The sequence below is a fragment of the Serratia sp. JUb9 genome, from assembly GCF_014298095.1.
GTDB classification, from domain to species: Bacteria; Pseudomonadota; Gammaproteobacteria; order Enterobacterales; family Enterobacteriaceae; genus Serratia_B; species Serratia_B rhizosphaerae.
In genome coordinates this window covers 1,215,292-1,230,546 of record NZ_CP060416.1, presented here as the reverse complement: position 1 = coordinate 1,230,546, position 15,255 = coordinate 1,215,292, and the positions used below count along the sequence as shown (strand labels likewise).

General features: G+C 58.0%; 15 protein-coding genes. 12 read left to right on the top strand and 3 right to left on the bottom strand.

What is annotated here, in order from left to right; genetic code table 11:
- The first annotated feature begins 2 nt into the window (after positions 1-2).
- The 4 genes from nrdH to nrdF are packed head-to-tail and all read left to right on the top strand — an operon-like array spanning position 3 to position 3,747.
- Positions 3-239, top strand: a complete 237-nt coding sequence (gene nrdH, locus HF675_RS05810; RefSeq protein WP_105232252.1) for a glutaredoxin-like protein NrdH — start codon at positions 3-5, stop codon at positions 237-239.
- Positions 240-248: 9 nt separating this feature from the next.
- On the top strand, positions 249-653 hold the full coding sequence (gene nrdI / locus HF675_RS05805) for a class Ib ribonucleoside-diphosphate reductase assembly flavoprotein NrdI (RefSeq protein WP_111736585.1): 405 nt from the start codon (positions 249-251) through the stop codon (positions 651-653).
- On the top strand, positions 635-2,779 hold the full coding sequence (gene nrdE / locus HF675_RS05800) for a class 1b ribonucleoside-diphosphate reductase subunit alpha (protein ID WP_187044232.1): 2,145 nt from the start codon (positions 635-637) through the stop codon (positions 2,777-2,779). Before nrdI ends, nrdE begins: the two co-directional genes overlap by 19 nt.
- An 8-nt stretch (positions 2,780-2,787) precedes the next feature.
- On the top strand, positions 2,788-3,747 hold the full coding sequence (nrdF, locus tag HF675_RS05795; RefSeq protein WP_111736583.1) for a class 1b ribonucleoside-diphosphate reductase subunit beta: 960 nt from the start codon (positions 2,788-2,790) through the stop codon (positions 3,745-3,747).
- Positions 3,748-3,805: 58 nt separating this feature from the next.
- Here the strand turns inward: nrdF and HF675_RS05790 are convergent, their stop codons facing one another.
- A complete protein-coding gene (locus tag HF675_RS05790; protein WP_187044231.1) occupies positions 3,806-5,161 on the bottom strand; it encodes a 2-hydroxycarboxylate transporter family protein in 1,356 nt (451 codons plus the stop codon).
- Positions 5,162-5,486: 325 nt separating this feature from the next.
- On the opposite strand from HF675_RS05790, the gene HF675_RS05785 reads away from it, so the two are divergent.
- Together HF675_RS05785 and HF675_RS05780 are read left to right on the top strand one after the other, a co-directional pair.
- Positions 5,487-7,079 carry a sensor histidine kinase gene (locus HF675_RS05785; protein ID WP_105232257.1) on the top strand — a complete coding sequence of 531 codons (1,593 nt, stop codon included), beginning with the start codon at positions 5,487-5,489 and terminating at the stop codon, positions 7,077-7,079.
- A 21-nt stretch (positions 7,080-7,100) separates the two neighbouring features.
- Positions 7,101-7,787 (top strand): response regulator, encoded by a 687-nt coding sequence (locus tag HF675_RS05780; RefSeq protein WP_105232258.1) that lies wholly within the window; start codon positions 7,101-7,103, stop codon positions 7,785-7,787.
- Positions 7,788-7,883: 96 nt separating this feature from the next.
- On the opposite strand, the gene HF675_RS05775 is transcribed toward HF675_RS05780, so the two are convergent.
- Positions 7,884-8,153 (bottom strand): hypothetical protein, encoded by a 270-nt coding sequence (locus HF675_RS05775; RefSeq protein ID WP_187044230.1) that lies wholly within the window; start codon positions 8,151-8,153, stop codon positions 7,884-7,886.
- A gap of 106 nt (positions 8,154-8,259) precedes the next feature.
- Between HF675_RS05775 and proV the strand changes: the two genes are divergently transcribed.
- From proV to proX, 3 genes are all read left to right on the top strand, one after another.
- Positions 8,260-9,462, top strand: coding sequence for a glycine betaine/L-proline ABC transporter ATP-binding protein ProV (proV, locus tag HF675_RS05770; RefSeq protein WP_105232260.1), 1,203 nt, complete (start codon positions 8,260-8,262; stop codon positions 9,460-9,462).
- Complete coding sequence (gene proW / locus HF675_RS05765; protein WP_187044229.1) at positions 9,455-10,681, top strand: glycine betaine/L-proline ABC transporter permease ProW; 1,227 nt, start codon at positions 9,455-9,457, stop codon at positions 10,679-10,681. Before proV ends, proW begins: the two co-directional genes overlap by 8 nt.
- Positions 10,682-10,748: 67 nt before the next feature.
- Positions 10,749-11,753, top strand: coding sequence for a glycine betaine/L-proline ABC transporter substrate-binding protein ProX (gene proX, locus HF675_RS05760; RefSeq protein ID WP_105232262.1), 1,005 nt, complete (start codon positions 10,749-10,751; stop codon positions 11,751-11,753).
- Positions 11,754-11,794: 41 nt separating this feature from the next.
- On the opposite strand, the gene HF675_RS05755 is transcribed toward proX, so the two are convergent.
- A complete protein-coding gene (locus HF675_RS05755) occupies positions 11,795-12,676 on the bottom strand; it encodes a LysR family transcriptional regulator (RefSeq protein ID WP_187044228.1) in 882 nt (293 codons plus the stop codon).
- Between the two features lie 104 nt (positions 12,677-12,780).
- On the opposite strand from HF675_RS05755, the gene HF675_RS05750 reads away from it, so the two are divergent.
- From HF675_RS05750 to ygaH, 3 genes are all read left to right on the top strand, one after another.
- Entirely contained in the window at positions 12,781-13,983 is a 1,203-nt protein-coding gene (locus tag HF675_RS05750; RefSeq protein ID WP_105232264.1) for an MFS transporter, read from the top strand.
- Positions 13,984-14,097: 114 nt separating this feature from the next.
- A complete protein-coding gene (locus HF675_RS05745; protein ID WP_105232265.1) occupies positions 14,098-14,844 on the top strand; it encodes an AzlC family ABC transporter permease in 747 nt (248 codons plus the stop codon).
- Complete coding sequence (gene ygaH / locus HF675_RS05740) at positions 14,834-15,175, top strand: L-valine transporter subunit YgaH (protein ID WP_111736578.1); 342 nt, start codon at positions 14,834-14,836, stop codon at positions 15,173-15,175. The genes HF675_RS05745 and ygaH overlap by 11 nt, the downstream gene beginning before the upstream one ends.
- Positions 15,176-15,255: the final 80 nt, after the last annotated feature.

Below are 15,255 nucleotides of genomic sequence, written 5' to 3'. Positions count from 1 at the left end.
TCATGAGTATTATTATTTACAGTAAGCCGGACTGTGTCCAGTGCAACGCCACCTATCGCGCATTCGATAAACAGGGAATTGCTTATCAGGTGATCGATCTCACTCAGGATCAGCAAGCGCTCAACCATGTCAAATCATTAGGCTACCAGCAGGTTCCGGTGATCGTTGCCGGCGACGATCACTGGGCGGGCTTTCGCCCCGACAAAATTGGCGCGTTGATTCACGCCACGGCGTCGTGAGTCGTTCTGATGAATCCATTGGTCTATTTCTCCAGCAGTTCGGAGAACACACACAGGTTCGTTGAGAAACTTGCGCTGCCGGCGATACGCATCCCGATCGCCGGCAGTCGTGAAAAGCTGCAGGTGGATCGCCCCTATATCTTGATCGTACCCAGCTATGGCGGCGGCAGCGCCACCGGCGCGGTGCCGATCCAGGTAATCCGCTTTCTCAACGATCCGCATAATCGCGCTTATCTGCGCGGCGTCATCGCCGCCGGCAACACCAACTTCGGCGCAGCGTATGGCATCGCCGGCGAGATTATCGCCAAAAAATGCCAGGTGCCTTTTCTTTACCGCTTTGAACTGCTCGGCACCGCACAAGACGTTGCAAACGTACGACAGGGAGTAACCGCATTTTGGCAACGACAGAATTGATCAGACCCGGCGCCGACGCGCTGGACTACCACGCGCTTAACGCCATGCTCAACCTTTACGATGCCGAAGGGCACATCCAGTTTGAGCAGGATAAACAGGCCGCGCGCCACTATTTCCTGCAGCACGTGAACCAGAACACGGTGTTTTTCCATAATCTGGCGGAAAAGCTGCGCTATCTGGTGGATGAAGGCTACTACGAACCGCAGGTGCTGACGCAGTACGATTTCCCGTTTATCAAACAGCTGTTTAAGCAGGCGTATGCGAAAAAGTTTCGCTTTGCGACCTTCCTCGGCGCCTTTAAGTATTACACCGGCTATACGCTGAAAACCTTCGACGGCAAACGCTACCTGGAACGCTATGAGGACCGGGTATGTATGGTGGCGCTGACGCTGGCGGCCGGCGATACCACGCTGGCGCAGCATCTGGTGGAGGAGATGGTGTCCGGACGCTTCCAGCCGGCGACGCCCACCTTCCTGAACAGCGGCAAAAAACAGCGCGGCGAGCTGGTTTCCTGCTTCCTGCTGCGGATCGAAGACAATATGGAGTCGATCGGCCGGGCGGTGAACTCGGCGCTGCAGCTGTCGAAACGCGGCGGCGGCGTGGCCTTTCTGCTGAGCAATATCCGCGAGGCCGGCGCGCCGATCAAGCGGATCGAAAACCAGTCGTCCGGGGTGATCCCGATCATGAAGATGCTGGAGGATGCCTTCTCCTACGCCAATCAGCTGGGCGCCCGACAGGGGGCCGGCGCGGTGTATCTGCACGCCCACCATCCGGATATTCTGCGCTTCCTCGATACCAAGCGCGAAAACGCCGATGAGAAAATCCGTATCAAGACGCTGTCCCTTGGCGTCGTGATCCCGGACATCACCTTCGAACTGGCGAAAAACAACGAAGAGATGTACCTGTTCTCGCCGTATGACGTCGAAAGAGTGTACGGCGTGCCGCTGTCGGAGCTCAGCGTCAGTGAAAAGTACCGCGAAATGGTGGACGACAAGCGCATCCGCAAGTCGCGTATCAACGCGCGTGAGTTTTTCCAGCTGCTGGCGGAAATTCAGTTTGAGTCCGGTTATCCCTATATCATGTTTGAAGATACGGTGAACCGCGCCAATCCGATCGCCGGCCGCATCAATATGAGCAACCTGTGCTCGGAAATCCTGCAGGTCAACCGCGCCAGCCGCTACAACGACGATCTCAGCTATCAGCAGATCGGTAAGGACATCTCCTGCAACCTGGGTTCGCTGAACATCGCCAAAACCATGGACGCGCCGGACTTCGGCAAAACGGTGGAAACCGCCATTCGCGCGCTGACCGCGGTGGCAGAGATGAGCAATATCAGTTCCGTGCCCTCCGTCGCCGAAGGTAACCGCGCCTCGCGCGCCATTGGTCTCGGCCAGATGAACCTGCACGGCTATCTGGCGCGTGAACGCATCTTCTACGGCTCGCCGGAAGGGATCGACTTCACCAATATCTATTTTTACTGCGTCGCCTATCACGCCCTGCGCGCCTCGAATCAGCTGGCGATCGAGCGCAAATGCAGCTTCGGCGGCTTTGAAGAGTCGGCCTATGCCAGCGGCGAATACTTCGCCAAATACATTGATACCCCATGGCTGCCGCAGACCGAGCGGGTAAACGCGCTGTTTGCCGACGCCGGTGTCTCTATCCCGACACAGGCGGACTGGCAGGCGCTGCGCCAGTCGGTGATGCTGCACGGTTTGTACAACCAGAACTTGCAGGCGGTGCCGCCAACCGGTTCGATTTCTTACATCAACAACTCCACCTCAAGCATCCATCCGATCGTCTCGCGTATCGAGATCCGCAAGGAGGGCAAGATCGGCCGCGTCTATTATCCGGCGCCCTATATGACCAATGACAATTTGGCGTATTACCAGGACGCCTACGAGATTGGTCCGGAAAAGATCATTGATACCTACGCGGCCGCTACCCAGCATGTCGATCAGGGGCTGTCGCTGACGCTGTTCTTCCGCGACAGCGCCACTACCCGCGATATCAACCGGGCGCAGATCTACGCCTGGCGCAAGGGCATTAAAACCATCTACTACATCCGCCTGCGTCAGATGGCGCTGGAAGGTACCGAAGTTCAGGGCTGCGTGTCCTGCGCGCTGTGAGGAACGTTATGAAACTGCAGAGAGTCCAGGCGATCAACTGGAATAAAATCGAAGACGATAAGGATCTGGAAGTATGGAACCGGCTGACCGCCAATTTCTGGCTGCCGGAGAAGGTGCCGCTGTCGAACGATATCCCCTCCTGGGGCACGCTGACGCCGAAGGAGCAGCAGCTGACCATTCGCGTGTTCACCGGCCTGACGCTGCTGGACACCATTCAGAACACCGTCGGCGCGCCGACGCTGATCGGTGATGCCATCACCCCGCATGAAGAGGCGGTCTATTCCAATATCAGCTTTATGGAAGCGGTGCACGCACGCTCCTACAGCTCGATCTTCTCCACGCTGTGCCAGACCCGCGACGTCGATGAGGCCTACCGCTGGAGTGAAGAGAACCGCGCGCTGCAGAAAAAGGCCGATATCATTCTGGCGCATTACCGCAGCGACGATCCGCTGTTGAAAAAGGTCGCCAGCGTGTTTCTGGAATCCTTCCTGTTCTACTCCGGCTTTTATCTGCCGATGTACTGGTCCAGCCGCGCCAAACTGACGAATACCGCCGATCTGATCCGCCTGATCATCCGCGACGAAGCGGTGCATGGCTACTACATCGGCTATAAATTCCAAAAAGGGCTGGAGCAGGTTGACGCCGCCCGTCGCCAGCAGGTGAAGCGCTTTGCCTTCGACCTGCTGCAGGATCTGTATGAAAACGAGGTGCACTACACCGAGGAACTGTACGACGAGGTGGGCTGGACGGAAGAGGTGAAAACCTTCCTGCACTACAACGCCAACAAAGCGTTGATGAACCTCGGTTACGAGGCGCTGTTCCCGGCATCCATGGCGGAGGTTAACCCGGCGATTCTGTCGGCGCTCTCCCCCAATGCCGACGAGAACCACGATTTCTTCTCCGGTTCGGGGTCGTCTTACGTGATTGGCAAGGCGGTGATCACCGAAGATGAAGACTGGGCGTTTTAAGCGGCCAAAAAAAGCCCCGTGGGGACGGGGCAAGGCAAAGACCTGCTAAGGAACACTATCAGGCAAAGAAATGCGACAACACCAGCAGAGAAAGGGATACGTTGATCGCGCCGCCGATGCGGGTGGCGATCTGGGCGAACGGCATCAGCGACATGCGGTTGCCGGCCGTCAGGATCGCCACGTCGCCGGTGCCCCCCTGCCCACTCTGGCAACAGGAAACAATGGCGACATCGATCGGGTGCATGCCAATTTTTTTACCGACGAGGAAACCGGTGCCCACCAGCGCGCCGACGGTGCAGACAATCACGATCAGGTTCTGCACGGTGAAGGCGTCCACCAGCTCCTGCCACGGGGTAATCGCCACACCGACGGCGAACAGAATCGGGTACGTCACCGCAGTGCGGAAGAATTTATACACCACCTGTGAGCCTTCCTGGATACGCGGCGAAACGCCGTGCGCCAGTTTGACCGCCACGGCGGCAAACAGCATGCCGACCGGTGCCGGCAGGCCAATCATACGGTGCAGCAGCATCCCCACCATATACAGCAGAATCGCCAGCAGCGCGCCGCAGGCCAGCGTGCTGACGTCCACCTTGCCGCTGACTTTTTCGACCGCCGACATCTCGCTGCCGCCCGCTTTACTCGGCATCAGGCTGCCTTCGCCGGTGAGATGCGGGTAGCGTTTGCCCAGTTGGTTCAGCAGGCCGGCCATCACGATCGCCGTCAGGCTGCCGAGCATGACGATCGGCAGAATGCGCCCCAGCGCCACGCCCTGCTCCATATGCAGGATCGTCGCATAGCCCATTGACAGCGGAATCGCCCCTTCGCCGACGCCGCCGGCCATGATCGGCAGGATCAGGAAGAAGAAGATCTGGAACGGCTCCAGCCCCAGCGCCAGCCCGACGCCCATCCCCACCAGCATGCCGACGATCTCGCCGCACAGCATCGGCACGAAGATACGCAGGAAGCCCTGGATCAGCACCTGGCGGTTCATGCTCATAATGCTGCCGACGATAATGCAGCAGATGTAGAGATAAAGAATATTGGTCGACTTATAGAATTTGGTGGTCGACGCCACCACCACGTCCGGCAGCAGACCGTAATGCACCAGCGCAGAGGGGATAAAGGTCGCGCAGATTGCTGCCGCCCCCATTTTCCCCACCAGCGGCAGACGTTTGCCGAACTCACCGCAGGCAAAACCAAAAAAGGCCAGCGTCGCCACCATCACCACGATATCGCTGGGCAACGAGCCTTCCAGACAGTCGAGCAGAATCAGTCCGCCAGCCAGTAAAAAGAACGGCAGCGGAATAATACCTATTTTGTAATTATCCAAAACCCGCCACCACTTTTCCCGCAGCGGAACGTCTGCGGTTTTATCGCCGGCAACGAGATAAGAATCATCAGTTGTGCTCATAATCTGGCCTCTTATTGGTTTGTTCAGCCATCATAGATAATGCAACAGATTATTCGCTGTGATTCTGTTCAAAGATAAAAAGGGTTTTTAATGGTGGTTATGGTTTCTATGGTTTTTAATCGGGTTATGTAAAATATGGCGTGGTGTTAATGGTTTTAAAGATAATTTAATTTAAACTTTATCGAATTATAAACAGTGTAGACGAATTCGCCACGGCGAGTATAAAGCCATGCCGGCGATCACAACATGATCGAACGCAATACACCTGACGACGCATCTCGTGATAGGGTAAGCCACCGAATTCGCTTCCTGACCCACGGCCGACATGCGTAGAAAACTCTCATTTCAAATCAAACTGTTTCTGTGTCTGGTCGCGTTCTCCTGCCTGCTGCTGACGCTGATCGGCGCCTACACCTATTATCAGCTGGATGCCCAACTGCACCGCGATTTGGGCGCGCGGGCGCAGGTGCAGGCCCGGGAAATTGCCCTGATTCCCTCTTTGGCGCAGGCGGTGCAACAACAGGACGCACATGCCATTGCCGCCCTGCTGAAAAAAATCCGCGCCAGCAGCGACGCCAGTTATATTGTGATCGGCGATCGTCATGCTCGCCACCTTTATCATTCCGAATATCCCGGCCGTTACGGCACGGCGATGGTCGGTGGCGATAATAAAGAGGTGCTGGAAGGTAAGAGCATTATTTCCATTCGAAAAGGCGGCATCGGAATATCGTTACGCAGTAAAGCGCCGATCGTCGACGAAAATAATCAGGTGATCGGCATTGTGTCGGTCGGCTATCTTAAATCGCATATCGATAATTTAAATGCACGCACCCTGACGCAGATTATCGGCTCGATTATTCTACTGCTGATCGCACTGTTTATTTTCTCCTGGCTGCTGTCAAAAAACCTCAAACGCCAGATGTTCTGGCTGGAGCCGCAGGATATCGCCCTGCTGGTGCGTCAACAAAAGGCGCTGCTGGAAGCCATTTATGAAGGGGTGATCGCCATCGATCCCCAGCAGAAGATCATCACCATCAACCACGCCGCGCGCGAGCTGCTGGATCTGCGCCAGCCGGCCAGCAGCCTGATGGGGCGCGATATCGCCGAGGTGATCCAGGCACAGCCGGACTTTTTCAGCCCGACGCAGCTCGCCCAGGATTGTCACGACGAGGTCTGCCGCTTCAACCACGTCCGGGTGATCGCCAACCGGGTGCGCATCATGCAGGAAGATCGCCTGCAGGGCTGGGTGATCAGCTTCCGCGATAAAAACGACATCAATACGCTGAGCAGCCAGCTCAGCCAGGTGAAACGCTACGCCGACAGCCTGCGCATTATGCGCCACGAACAACTCAACTGGACTGCCACCCTCGCCGGGCTGCTGCATATGCAGCGCTATGACGAAGCCATACGCTACGTGGAGGCGCAGTCGGAAGGCGCGCAGGAGATCCTCGACTTTATTTCGCAGCGTTTCAGTTCGGCGGCGCTGTGCGGCCTGCTGCTGGGCAAATATGCCAGCGCGCGGGAAAAAGGCGTGGAACTGCGTTTTGACCCCGCCTGTCAGCTGCGCCAGATACCGGCCGCGCTGAATGAAACCGAACTGATGTCGATTATCGGCAACCTGCTGGATAACGCGGTGGAAGCAACCCTGCATTGCGCTGCGCCGCACGACGCGGTAGAACTCTATATTAATGATAATGGCAATGAGTTGGTGATTGAGGTCGCCGACCACGGCGGCGGCATCGCGGCGGAGATACGCGAGACGCTGTTTGAACAGGGCGTTTCCACCAAACGGCACGGCGATCACGGCATCGGCCTGCACCTGGTCGCCAGCCATGTCGCCCAGGCGCACGGCAGTATAGAAGTGTCGGACAATGAGCCGCACGGCGCCATTTTTTCCCTGTTTATCCCCAAGAATTGATAAAAAACGGGCACCCGAAGCATGCAACCTGAAGCACTGGACGTTTTGATCGTCGAAGATGAACCGCAGCTGGCAACGCTGCATGCAGAGTTTATCGAGAAGAATTTTAATCTGCGCGTCGTCGCCTATGCCGCGACCCTGAGCGAAGCGCGAGCCAAAGTCAGCGCACAACGGCCGCGGTTAATCCTGCTGGACAATTTCCTGCCGGACGGGCAAGGCATCGAGCTGATGGAAGAGCCTGCGGTCAAAAATCCCGGCTGTTCGGTAATCTTCATCACCGCCGCCAGCGATATGCACACCTGCAGCCAGGCCATTCGTAACGGCGCCTTTGATTACATCATCAAACCGCTGTCGTACAAGCGGCTGCGCAACTCGCTGGAACGTTTTATGCAGTTTGTGCAGACCCAGCGTACGTTTAAAGTGATCGACCAGAGCAACGTCGACGCCCTGTATAACCTGCAGTCCAAGCAGTTTTCCACTGAGCCGAGCGCCAAGGGCATCGAGCCCAATACCCTGGAGCTGGTGCAGGCGCTGTTTATCCGCCGACCGGATTACGCCCATGCAGTGGAGGATATTGTCGAGCAGGCCGGCATCAGCAAAACCACCGCGCGCCGCTACCTGGAATACTGCGTCAGTACGCAGTTCGTCCGGGTCGAAATGGTGTACGGCAATATCGGCCATCCCAGACGTTTGTACCGTAAGGCGTAACGTGACATCAGACTGTCACAGTCGCCGGTTACACTGCCCCGGCGATATCCCCTCGATGTCGACGTCTGTTGTTGAATACTGATGAATTTCACCCGGCTATCCGCCGGGTTTTTTATTATTTCCGCCACGCTGAAATTTACCCATTGCGCTGTCATCCAGGACGATAAAATATGCCTCCAGCAGGCAAGATTTATCCTGAAAAATATCAACCGACATTTCAGCCGCAGGCAACGGATATTTATCAATAAATCCGTCTTGTTCAGTGGAATATTTTGCGATCGTTGCCAATAATTTTAAATCACCGGCAATTTTACCATAGCCAAGATAACGCCTGATGTAAACCGCCGCCCGACGTACTGATAACATTGAGACTTGTCTCAAATGCTCACTGTGTTAGGGTATGAAGCACTATTATTTTCGTATTAGGAAGTTTTTTATCGTTTGAAATAAACCAGAGGAAACAGCACATTGCATGTCAATTAAAATAGAAGTTAAGAATCTATATAAAATATTCGGTGAACATCCGGATCGCGCATTTAAGCTGATAGACAAAGGGTTCAGCAAAGACCAGTTGTTTGAAAAAACCGGACTTTCACTTGGCGTGAAAAATGCCAATCTGGCCATTGAAGAAGGCGAAATCTTCGTCATCATGGGGCTTTCCGGCTCCGGGAAGTCAACCCTGGTACGCCTTCTCAATCGTCTGATCACCCCCACCCGCGGCGAAGTACGCATCGACGGCGAAGATATTGCGAAAATATCGGAATCTGCGCTGCGTACGGTGCGCAGAAATAAAATCAGCATGGTATTCCAGTCATTTGCGCTGATGCCGCACCTGAATGTAGTAAATAATACGGCATTCGGCATGGAACTGGCCGGCATTCCGCTGCAGGAACGGCAGCAAAAAGCGCTGGAGGCGCTGCGTCAGGTCGGGCTGGAAAATTATGCCCACTCCTACCCGGATGAATTATCCGGCGGTATGCGCCAACGCGTCGGCCTGGCCCGCGCCATGGCGAATAACCCGGATATATTACTGATGGATGAAGCCTTCTCGGCGCTCGATCCGTTAATCCGCACCGAGATGCAGGATGAGCTGGTGAAACTGCAGGCCAAACATCAGCGCACCATCGTATTTATCTCTCACGATCTGGATGAAGCCATGCGCATTGGCGATCGCATCGCCATTATGCAGGGCGGTGAAGTGATTCAGGTCGGCACGCCGGATGAAATCCTCAACAACCCGGCCAACGACTATGTCCGCACCTTCTTCCGCGGCGTCGATATCAGCCACGTTTTCAGCGCGAAGGATATCGCCCAGCGCCGCCCGGTCACCCTGATCCGCAAAGCGCCCGGTTTCGGCCCGCGTTCGGCGCTGCGTCTGCTGCGTGACGAAGACCGCGGCTATGGCTATGTGCTCGACCGCGGGCAGAAATTTGTCGGCGTGGTGTCGATCGACTCGCTGGAAAAAGCGCTGGAGGCCAACCTGAGCCTTGATGACGCACTGCTGGAAGCCCCGGCGCCGGTTGCTGCCGATATGCCGCTCAGCGAACTGATTTCGCTGGTAGCGCAGGCGCCCTGCGCCGTACCGGTTATCGACGACGAGCACACCTATATCGGAATCATCTCCAAAGCCATGCTGCTGCAGGCTTTAGATAAAGAGGGCCCAGCGAATGAGTGATGACAAAAACCAAGATCCGTGGGCAAGCGCCTCTGAACAACCTGACGCCCCGGCGCAAAACACGCCGACGCAGGATGCCCCGACACAGGGCGCTCCGGCACAGGACGCCCCCGCAGGCGGCAGCAGCGATCCCTGGTCAACCGGCGGTTCCGCCGGCGATGCGCCCGCACAGGCACCGGCCGGGAATGGCGCGGACGCCTGGTCCAGCAGCCCGCCGCCTGCCACGCATGATGCCGGACAGCAGGCTGCCCAGGGCGGCGCAGACTGGCTGAACAGCGCGCCGGCCCAGCCGGAGCACTTCAACCTGCTCGACCCGTTCCACAAAGCCTGGGTGCCGTTTGACTCCTGGGTCACGCAGGGCATCGACTGGCTGGTGCTGCATTTCCGCCCGCTGTTTCAGGGCATTCGCGTGCCGGTTGATTTTATCCTCAGCGGCTTTCAACAGCTGCTGCTGGGGATGCCGGCGCCAATCGCCATTATCGTGTTCTCGCTGATCGCCTGGCAGCTGTCCGGCCTCGGCATGGGCGCCGCCACGCTGGTGTCGCTGATCGCCATCGGCGCAATCGGCGCCTGGTCGCAGGCGATGGTGACGCTGGCGCTGGTGCTGACGGCGCTGTTCTTCTGTATCGTCATCGGCCTGCCGCTCGGCATCTGGCTGGCGCGTAGCAAACACGCCGCCAAAATCATCCGGCCGCTGCTCGACGCCATGCAGACCACCCCGGCGTTTGTCTATCTGGTGCCGATCGTCATGCTGTTCGGTATCGGCAACGTGCCAGGCGTGGTGGTGACCATTATCTTCGCCCTGCCGCCGATCGTGCGTCTGACGATCCTCGGGATCAAACAGGTGCCGGAAGATCTGATCGAAGCGGCCGAATCCTTCGGTTCCAGCCCGCGCCAGCTGCTGTTCAAGGTGCAACTGCCGCTGGCAATGCCGACCATTATGGCCGGGGTTAACCAGACGCTGATGCTGGCGCTGTCGATGGTGGTGATCGCCTCGATGATCGCCGTCGGCGGTCTGGGACAGATGGTGCTGCGCGGCATCGGCCGGCTCGACATGGGCCTGGCCGCCGTCGGGGGCGTCGGCATCGTGATTCTGGCCATTATCCTTGACCGTCTCACCCAGTCGCTGGGGCGTGACAGCCGCAGCAAAGGCGCCCATCGCTGGTACGCCCACGGTCCCATCGGCCTGCTCGCCCGGCCATTTATGAAAAAAGCCTGAGAGGTTTTCCCGCCGGCAGCGTTCCGGCGGGTCACAACGCCACAACATCAAACACAGAGGAAAGACTATGCGCACTACAGGAATCTGGGCTGTCGCCCTTACCACACTGATTGGTTCACAGGTTGCTTCCGCTGCTGATTTGCCAGGAAAAGGTATCTCGGTACAACCGGTGCAGAGCACCATTTCGGAAGAGACCTTTCAGACCCTGCTGGTCAGCAAGGCGCTGGAAAAACTGGGCTACGACGTTAAACCACCGCGTGAAGTCGACTACAACGTTGCCTATACCTCAATCGCCTCCGGCGACGCCACCTTCCTCGCCGTCAACTGGGATCCGCTGCACGCCGACCAGTACAAGGCCGCCGGCGGTGATGCCAAGTTCTACCGCGAAGGGGTATACGTCAACGGCGCCGCACAGGGCTATCTGATCGACAAGAAAACCGCAGACAAATATCACATCACCAACGTGGAGCAGTTGAAAGATCCGAAAATCGCCAAGCTGTTCGACACCAACGGCGACGGTAAGGCCGATATGACCGGCTGTACGCCGGGCTGGGGCTGTGAAGCGGTGATTAACCACCATCTGGACGCCTACGGGCTGGAAAAGACCGTCACGCACAATCAGGGCAACTACGCGGCAATGATCGCCGACACCATCACCCGCTTCAAGGAAGGCAAACCGATCCTGTACTACACCTGGACGCCATACTGGGTGAGCGACGTACTGGTACCGGGGCGCGATGTGGTCTGGCTGCAGGTGCCGTTCTCCTCCCTGCCGGGCGAGCAGAAGAACGTCGACACCAAGCTGCCTAACGGCGCCAACTATGGCTTCCCGGTCAATACCATGCGTATTGCCGCCAACAAACAGTGGGCAGAGAAGAACCCGGCAGCCGCCAAGCTGTTCGCCACCATGAAACTGCCTATCGCCGATATCAACGCCCAAAACCTGCGTATGCATGAAGGCCAGGCGTCTGAATCCGATATCGAAAACCACGTTAACGGTTGGATCAAGGCCCATCAGGCAACATTTGACGGCTGGGTGAAAACCGCCGAAGAAGCCGCGGCGAAGAAGTAATCCCTCCCTCTACGGCCCTCTCTCTGCGGGAGGGCCGATTCTCACTCTCCCGCCGGCCCTAGGTCGCTAAACTGTAAAAAGCGCTCCGCCGCCCTGGACAGCGGCTGATGCCAGGCGCAATACACCTGTCTGCGCGGGCCATCCTTGATGGGCACCGCCACCAGTCCGCTCAGACGCAGGGCGGTAGAAACCGGCACGATGCCGGTCGCCAGCCCGCTGCGCACCAGATTCTCCAGCCATTCAATATGGTCGATTTCAAAGCTGACGTGCCGCCTGACCCCGGCGGCCTGAAAGGCGCGGTCGGTCTGCCGCCGGGCGCCGGTGCCGCTATAAAAATCCACCAGCGGAACTTCCGCCAGTGCCGGCAGCGTCACCTGCCGACAGCCGGCCAGCGTATGGCGAGGCGACACCAGAGCCACCAGCGGCTCATCGGTCAGCAGACGGTGAGAGGCCGGCAGCATATCCTTGTCCCCCGGCCAGATGCCGACAAACGCCACGTCGGTCTGCTGCTGACGAACGTTTTCCAGCAGCAGCTCGCTGATCCCCACGTACAGGCGAATATTGACCGCCGGATGATGGCGATGAAAGGCCGCCAGCTTTTCCGTCAGATCTATCGCATTCAGCGTTGAGATGGTGCCAATGGTCAGCGTGCCGGACAGCGTGCCGCTGGCCGACACCACTTCATCCACCAGCGTCTGACGAGCCGACAGCAGCCGCTGTGCCGGCAGGATAAACGCGCGCCCGGCCGAGGTCAGCGACACCCGGCGCGAGGAGCGTTCAAACAGCACGCAGCCCAGTTCCTCCTCCAGTTTGGCAATCTGGTGGCTAAGGGCTGACTGGACGGTATGGCAACGCTGAGCGGCGCGGGTAAAACTCTGCTCCTCCGCCACCGCCAGCGCATAGCGGATCTGTTTCAGGTTCATGGCATCTATCGTGAAATGAGATAAATAAAATGAAAATTATACATTGGATTTGTCAGCTTTCCTGCCCGATACTCTGCGCACTTTTTCCAGTTATCTGAAATCCGATGAAAACAACAACAGAACACCCGGGACTCAGTCCGGCGCTGACCGCGCTGATCGCCATGGCGACCGGCCTGGCCGTCGCCAGCAACTATTACGCCCAGCCGCTGCTGGAAACCATTGCCCAGCAGTTTAACCTGTCGGTTAATCAGGCCGGCTTTATCGTCACCGCCGCCCAGTTGGGCTATGCCGTCGGCCTGCTGTTTCTGGTGCCGCTCGGCGATATGTTCGAACGGCGCGGCCTGATCGTGTTTATGACGCTGCTGGCCGCCGGCGGCATGTTGATCACCGCCACCTCCAGCACGCTGGCGGTGATGATCCTCGGCACCGCACTGACCGGGCTGTTTTCCGTGGTAGCGCAAATTCTGGTGCCGCTGGCGGCGACGCTGGCGCATCCGGAAAAACGCGGCAAAACCGTCGGCATTATTATGAGCGGCCTGCTGCTCGGCATTCTGCTGGCGCGCACCGTCGCCGGGGCGCTGGCCTCCGTCGGCGGCTGGCGCACCATTTACTGGGTGGCCAGCGCGCTGATGATCGTCATGGCGCTGATCCTGTGGCGCGCGCTGCCGCGCTATAAGCAGCACAGCGGGCTGAATTACCCGCAGCTGCTGAAATCGATCTTCGTACTGTTCGGCACCACGCCGCTGCTGCGCACCCGCGCCCTGCTCGGCGCGCTCTCTTTCGCCAATTTCAGCGTGCTGTGGACCTCGATGGCGTTTCTGCTGGCCGCCCCGCCGTTCGGTTATTCTGAAGGCGTTATCGGTCTGTTCGGCCTGGTCGGCGCCGCCGGCGCGCTGGCTGCTTCCCACGCCGGCCAGCAGACGGATAAAGGCCGGGCCGGATTCACCACCAGCGCCGGGCTGATCCTGCTGCTGTTATCCTGGATACCCATCGCTTTAGCTAAACAATCACTCTGGGCACTATTAATCGGCATCATCATTCTGGACCTGGCAGTGCAGGCGGTACACGTCACCAACCAGAGCGTGATTTACCGCGTGATGCCCGACGCGCGCAACCGTCTGACCGCCGGTTATATGACCAGCTACTTTATCGGCGGCGCGCTGGGCTCGCTGCTGTCGGCCTCTGCCTACCAACATGCAGGCTGGTACGGTGTCGCCGCCGCCGGCATTACGCTGTGCATCATCAGCCTGTTAATCTGGTGGCGCGGCCAGCGGCACGACCCCCAGTGGCGGTCAAAATCTGATTAGCAAGAAAACAATAACCAGTGAAATTTATTAGCGGCACAGGGTATAAACATTACTCACTCTCTGGTAATGTTCTGGAGATAAACTATTGGTCTCCTATTCTGTGCCGCCGACAATATGCAAAGCCAAGCCTCTGAGAACCTGACGCCTTCCGCCGCACGCTCTACTTTCGTCAATGGCATTATTGACAGCCTGCCAATCGTTATCGGCTACCTACCGGTGGCGTTCGCCTTTGGCCTCAGCGCCGTCAAGCTCGGCTTCTCGCCGCTGGAAAGCCTGTTTTTTTCCTGCATCATCTACGCTGGCGCCAGCCAGTTCGTCATCACTGCGCTGCTCAGCGCCGGGATGTCGCTGTGGGTGTCCGCGCTGACGGTGATGGCGATGGATATCCGCCATATTCTCTACGGGCCGGCGCTGCGCCACCGCATTAGCGCCCGCCTGTCCAAAGGTAAAACTGCTCTGTGGGCGTTCGGCCTGACCGACGAGGTCTTCGCCGCCGCCAGCGCCAAACTGATCCGCGACCGGCGCAGCTGGAGCGAGAACTGGATGCTCGGCATCGCGCTCAGCTCATGGCTCGCCTGGGTGGCGGGCACGGCGTTAGGCGCTCTGTTTGGCAACGGCCCGCTGGAGCAGTTCCCGGTTATCGAGGCCTCGCTCTCCTTTATGCTGCCCGCGCTGTTTCTCAGTTTTCTGCTGGCTGCCTTCACCCGCCCGCAAAGTCTGATTATCGCCGCTTCACTGGCCGGCGCGCTGCTGGGGCTGCTGTGTTTCTCTATTCCGGCGGCAATCCTGAGCGGTATAGGCGCAGGCTGCCTGGCGGCGCTGTTACAACCAACGGCAACGGAGAACGTCGATGAACGCTGATGTACTGCTTATCGGTCTGGTGGTCGGCTGCGCGAATTACCTGTTCCGTTACCTGCCCTTGCGGTTTGCCCCGGCGCGTCAACGGCCGGGTATGCCGCGCGGTAAAATCGCCCTGCTGCTCGACAGCATCGGCATTGCCTCCATCTGCGCGCTGCTGGTGGTTTCCAGTACCCCGGAGGTGATGCGCGATCACGCCAGGCTGCTGCCGACGTTAACCGGTTTCGCCGCGCTGGCGCTATGCTTTTACCGCACGAAAAGCATTATTTACGCTACGCTGTTCGGCGCGCTGGCGTTCGGCGTTACTTTAAAAATTCTTATTGTTTTTGGTTGAGCCGAGAGCCATTACGTGCGCCCCCTCACATAACCATGCGCAAAGTGGCGATTAATGGCGCAATCACGGCAAATAAATGA

What these genes read in the sequence shown, in the direction of transcription:
- proV (WP_105232260.1), top strand. Translation starts at nt 8,260, where the DNA reads ATGTCAATTAAAATAGAAGTTAAGAATCTATATAAAATATTCGGTGAA.
- HF675_RS05775 (WP_187044230.1), bottom strand. Translation starts at nt 8,153, where the DNA reads ATGTTATCAGTACGTCGGGCGGCGGTTTACATCAGGCGTTATCTTGGC.
- HF675_RS05745 (WP_105232265.1), top strand. Translation starts at nt 14,098, where the DNA reads ATGCAAAGCCAAGCCTCTGAGAACCTGACGCCTTCCGCCGCACGCTCT.
- HF675_RS05750 (WP_105232264.1), top strand. Translation starts at nt 12,781, where the DNA reads ATGAAAACAACAACAGAACACCCGGGACTCAGTCCGGCGCTGACCGCG.
- HF675_RS05790 (WP_187044231.1), bottom strand. Translation starts at nt 5,161, where the DNA reads ATGAGCACAACTGATGATTCTTATCTCGTTGCCGGCGATAAAACCGCA.
- nrdI (WP_111736585.1), top strand. Translation starts at nt 249, where the DNA reads ATGAATCCATTGGTCTATTTCTCCAGCAGTTCGGAGAACACACACAGG.
- HF675_RS05780 (WP_105232258.1), top strand. Translation starts at nt 7,101, where the DNA reads ATGCAACCTGAAGCACTGGACGTTTTGATCGTCGAAGATGAACCGCAG.
- proX (WP_105232262.1), top strand. Translation starts at nt 10,749, where the DNA reads ATGCGCACTACAGGAATCTGGGCTGTCGCCCTTACCACACTGATTGGT.
- nrdH (WP_105232252.1), top strand. Translation starts at nt 3, where the DNA reads ATGAGTATTATTATTTACAGTAAGCCGGACTGTGTCCAGTGCAACGCC.
- HF675_RS05755 (WP_187044228.1), bottom strand. Translation starts at nt 12,676, where the DNA reads ATGAACCTGAAACAGATCCGCTATGCGCTGGCGGTGGCGGAGGAGCAG.
- HF675_RS05785 (WP_105232257.1), top strand. Translation starts at nt 5,487, where the DNA reads ATGCGTAGAAAACTCTCATTTCAAATCAAACTGTTTCTGTGTCTGGTC.
- ygaH (WP_111736578.1), top strand. Translation starts at nt 14,834, where the DNA reads ATGAACGCTGATGTACTGCTTATCGGTCTGGTGGTCGGCTGCGCGAAT.
- proW (WP_187044229.1), top strand. Translation starts at nt 9,455, where the DNA reads ATGAGTGATGACAAAAACCAAGATCCGTGGGCAAGCGCCTCTGAACAA.
- nrdF (WP_111736583.1), top strand. Translation starts at nt 2,788, where the DNA reads ATGAAACTGCAGAGAGTCCAGGCGATCAACTGGAATAAAATCGAAGAC.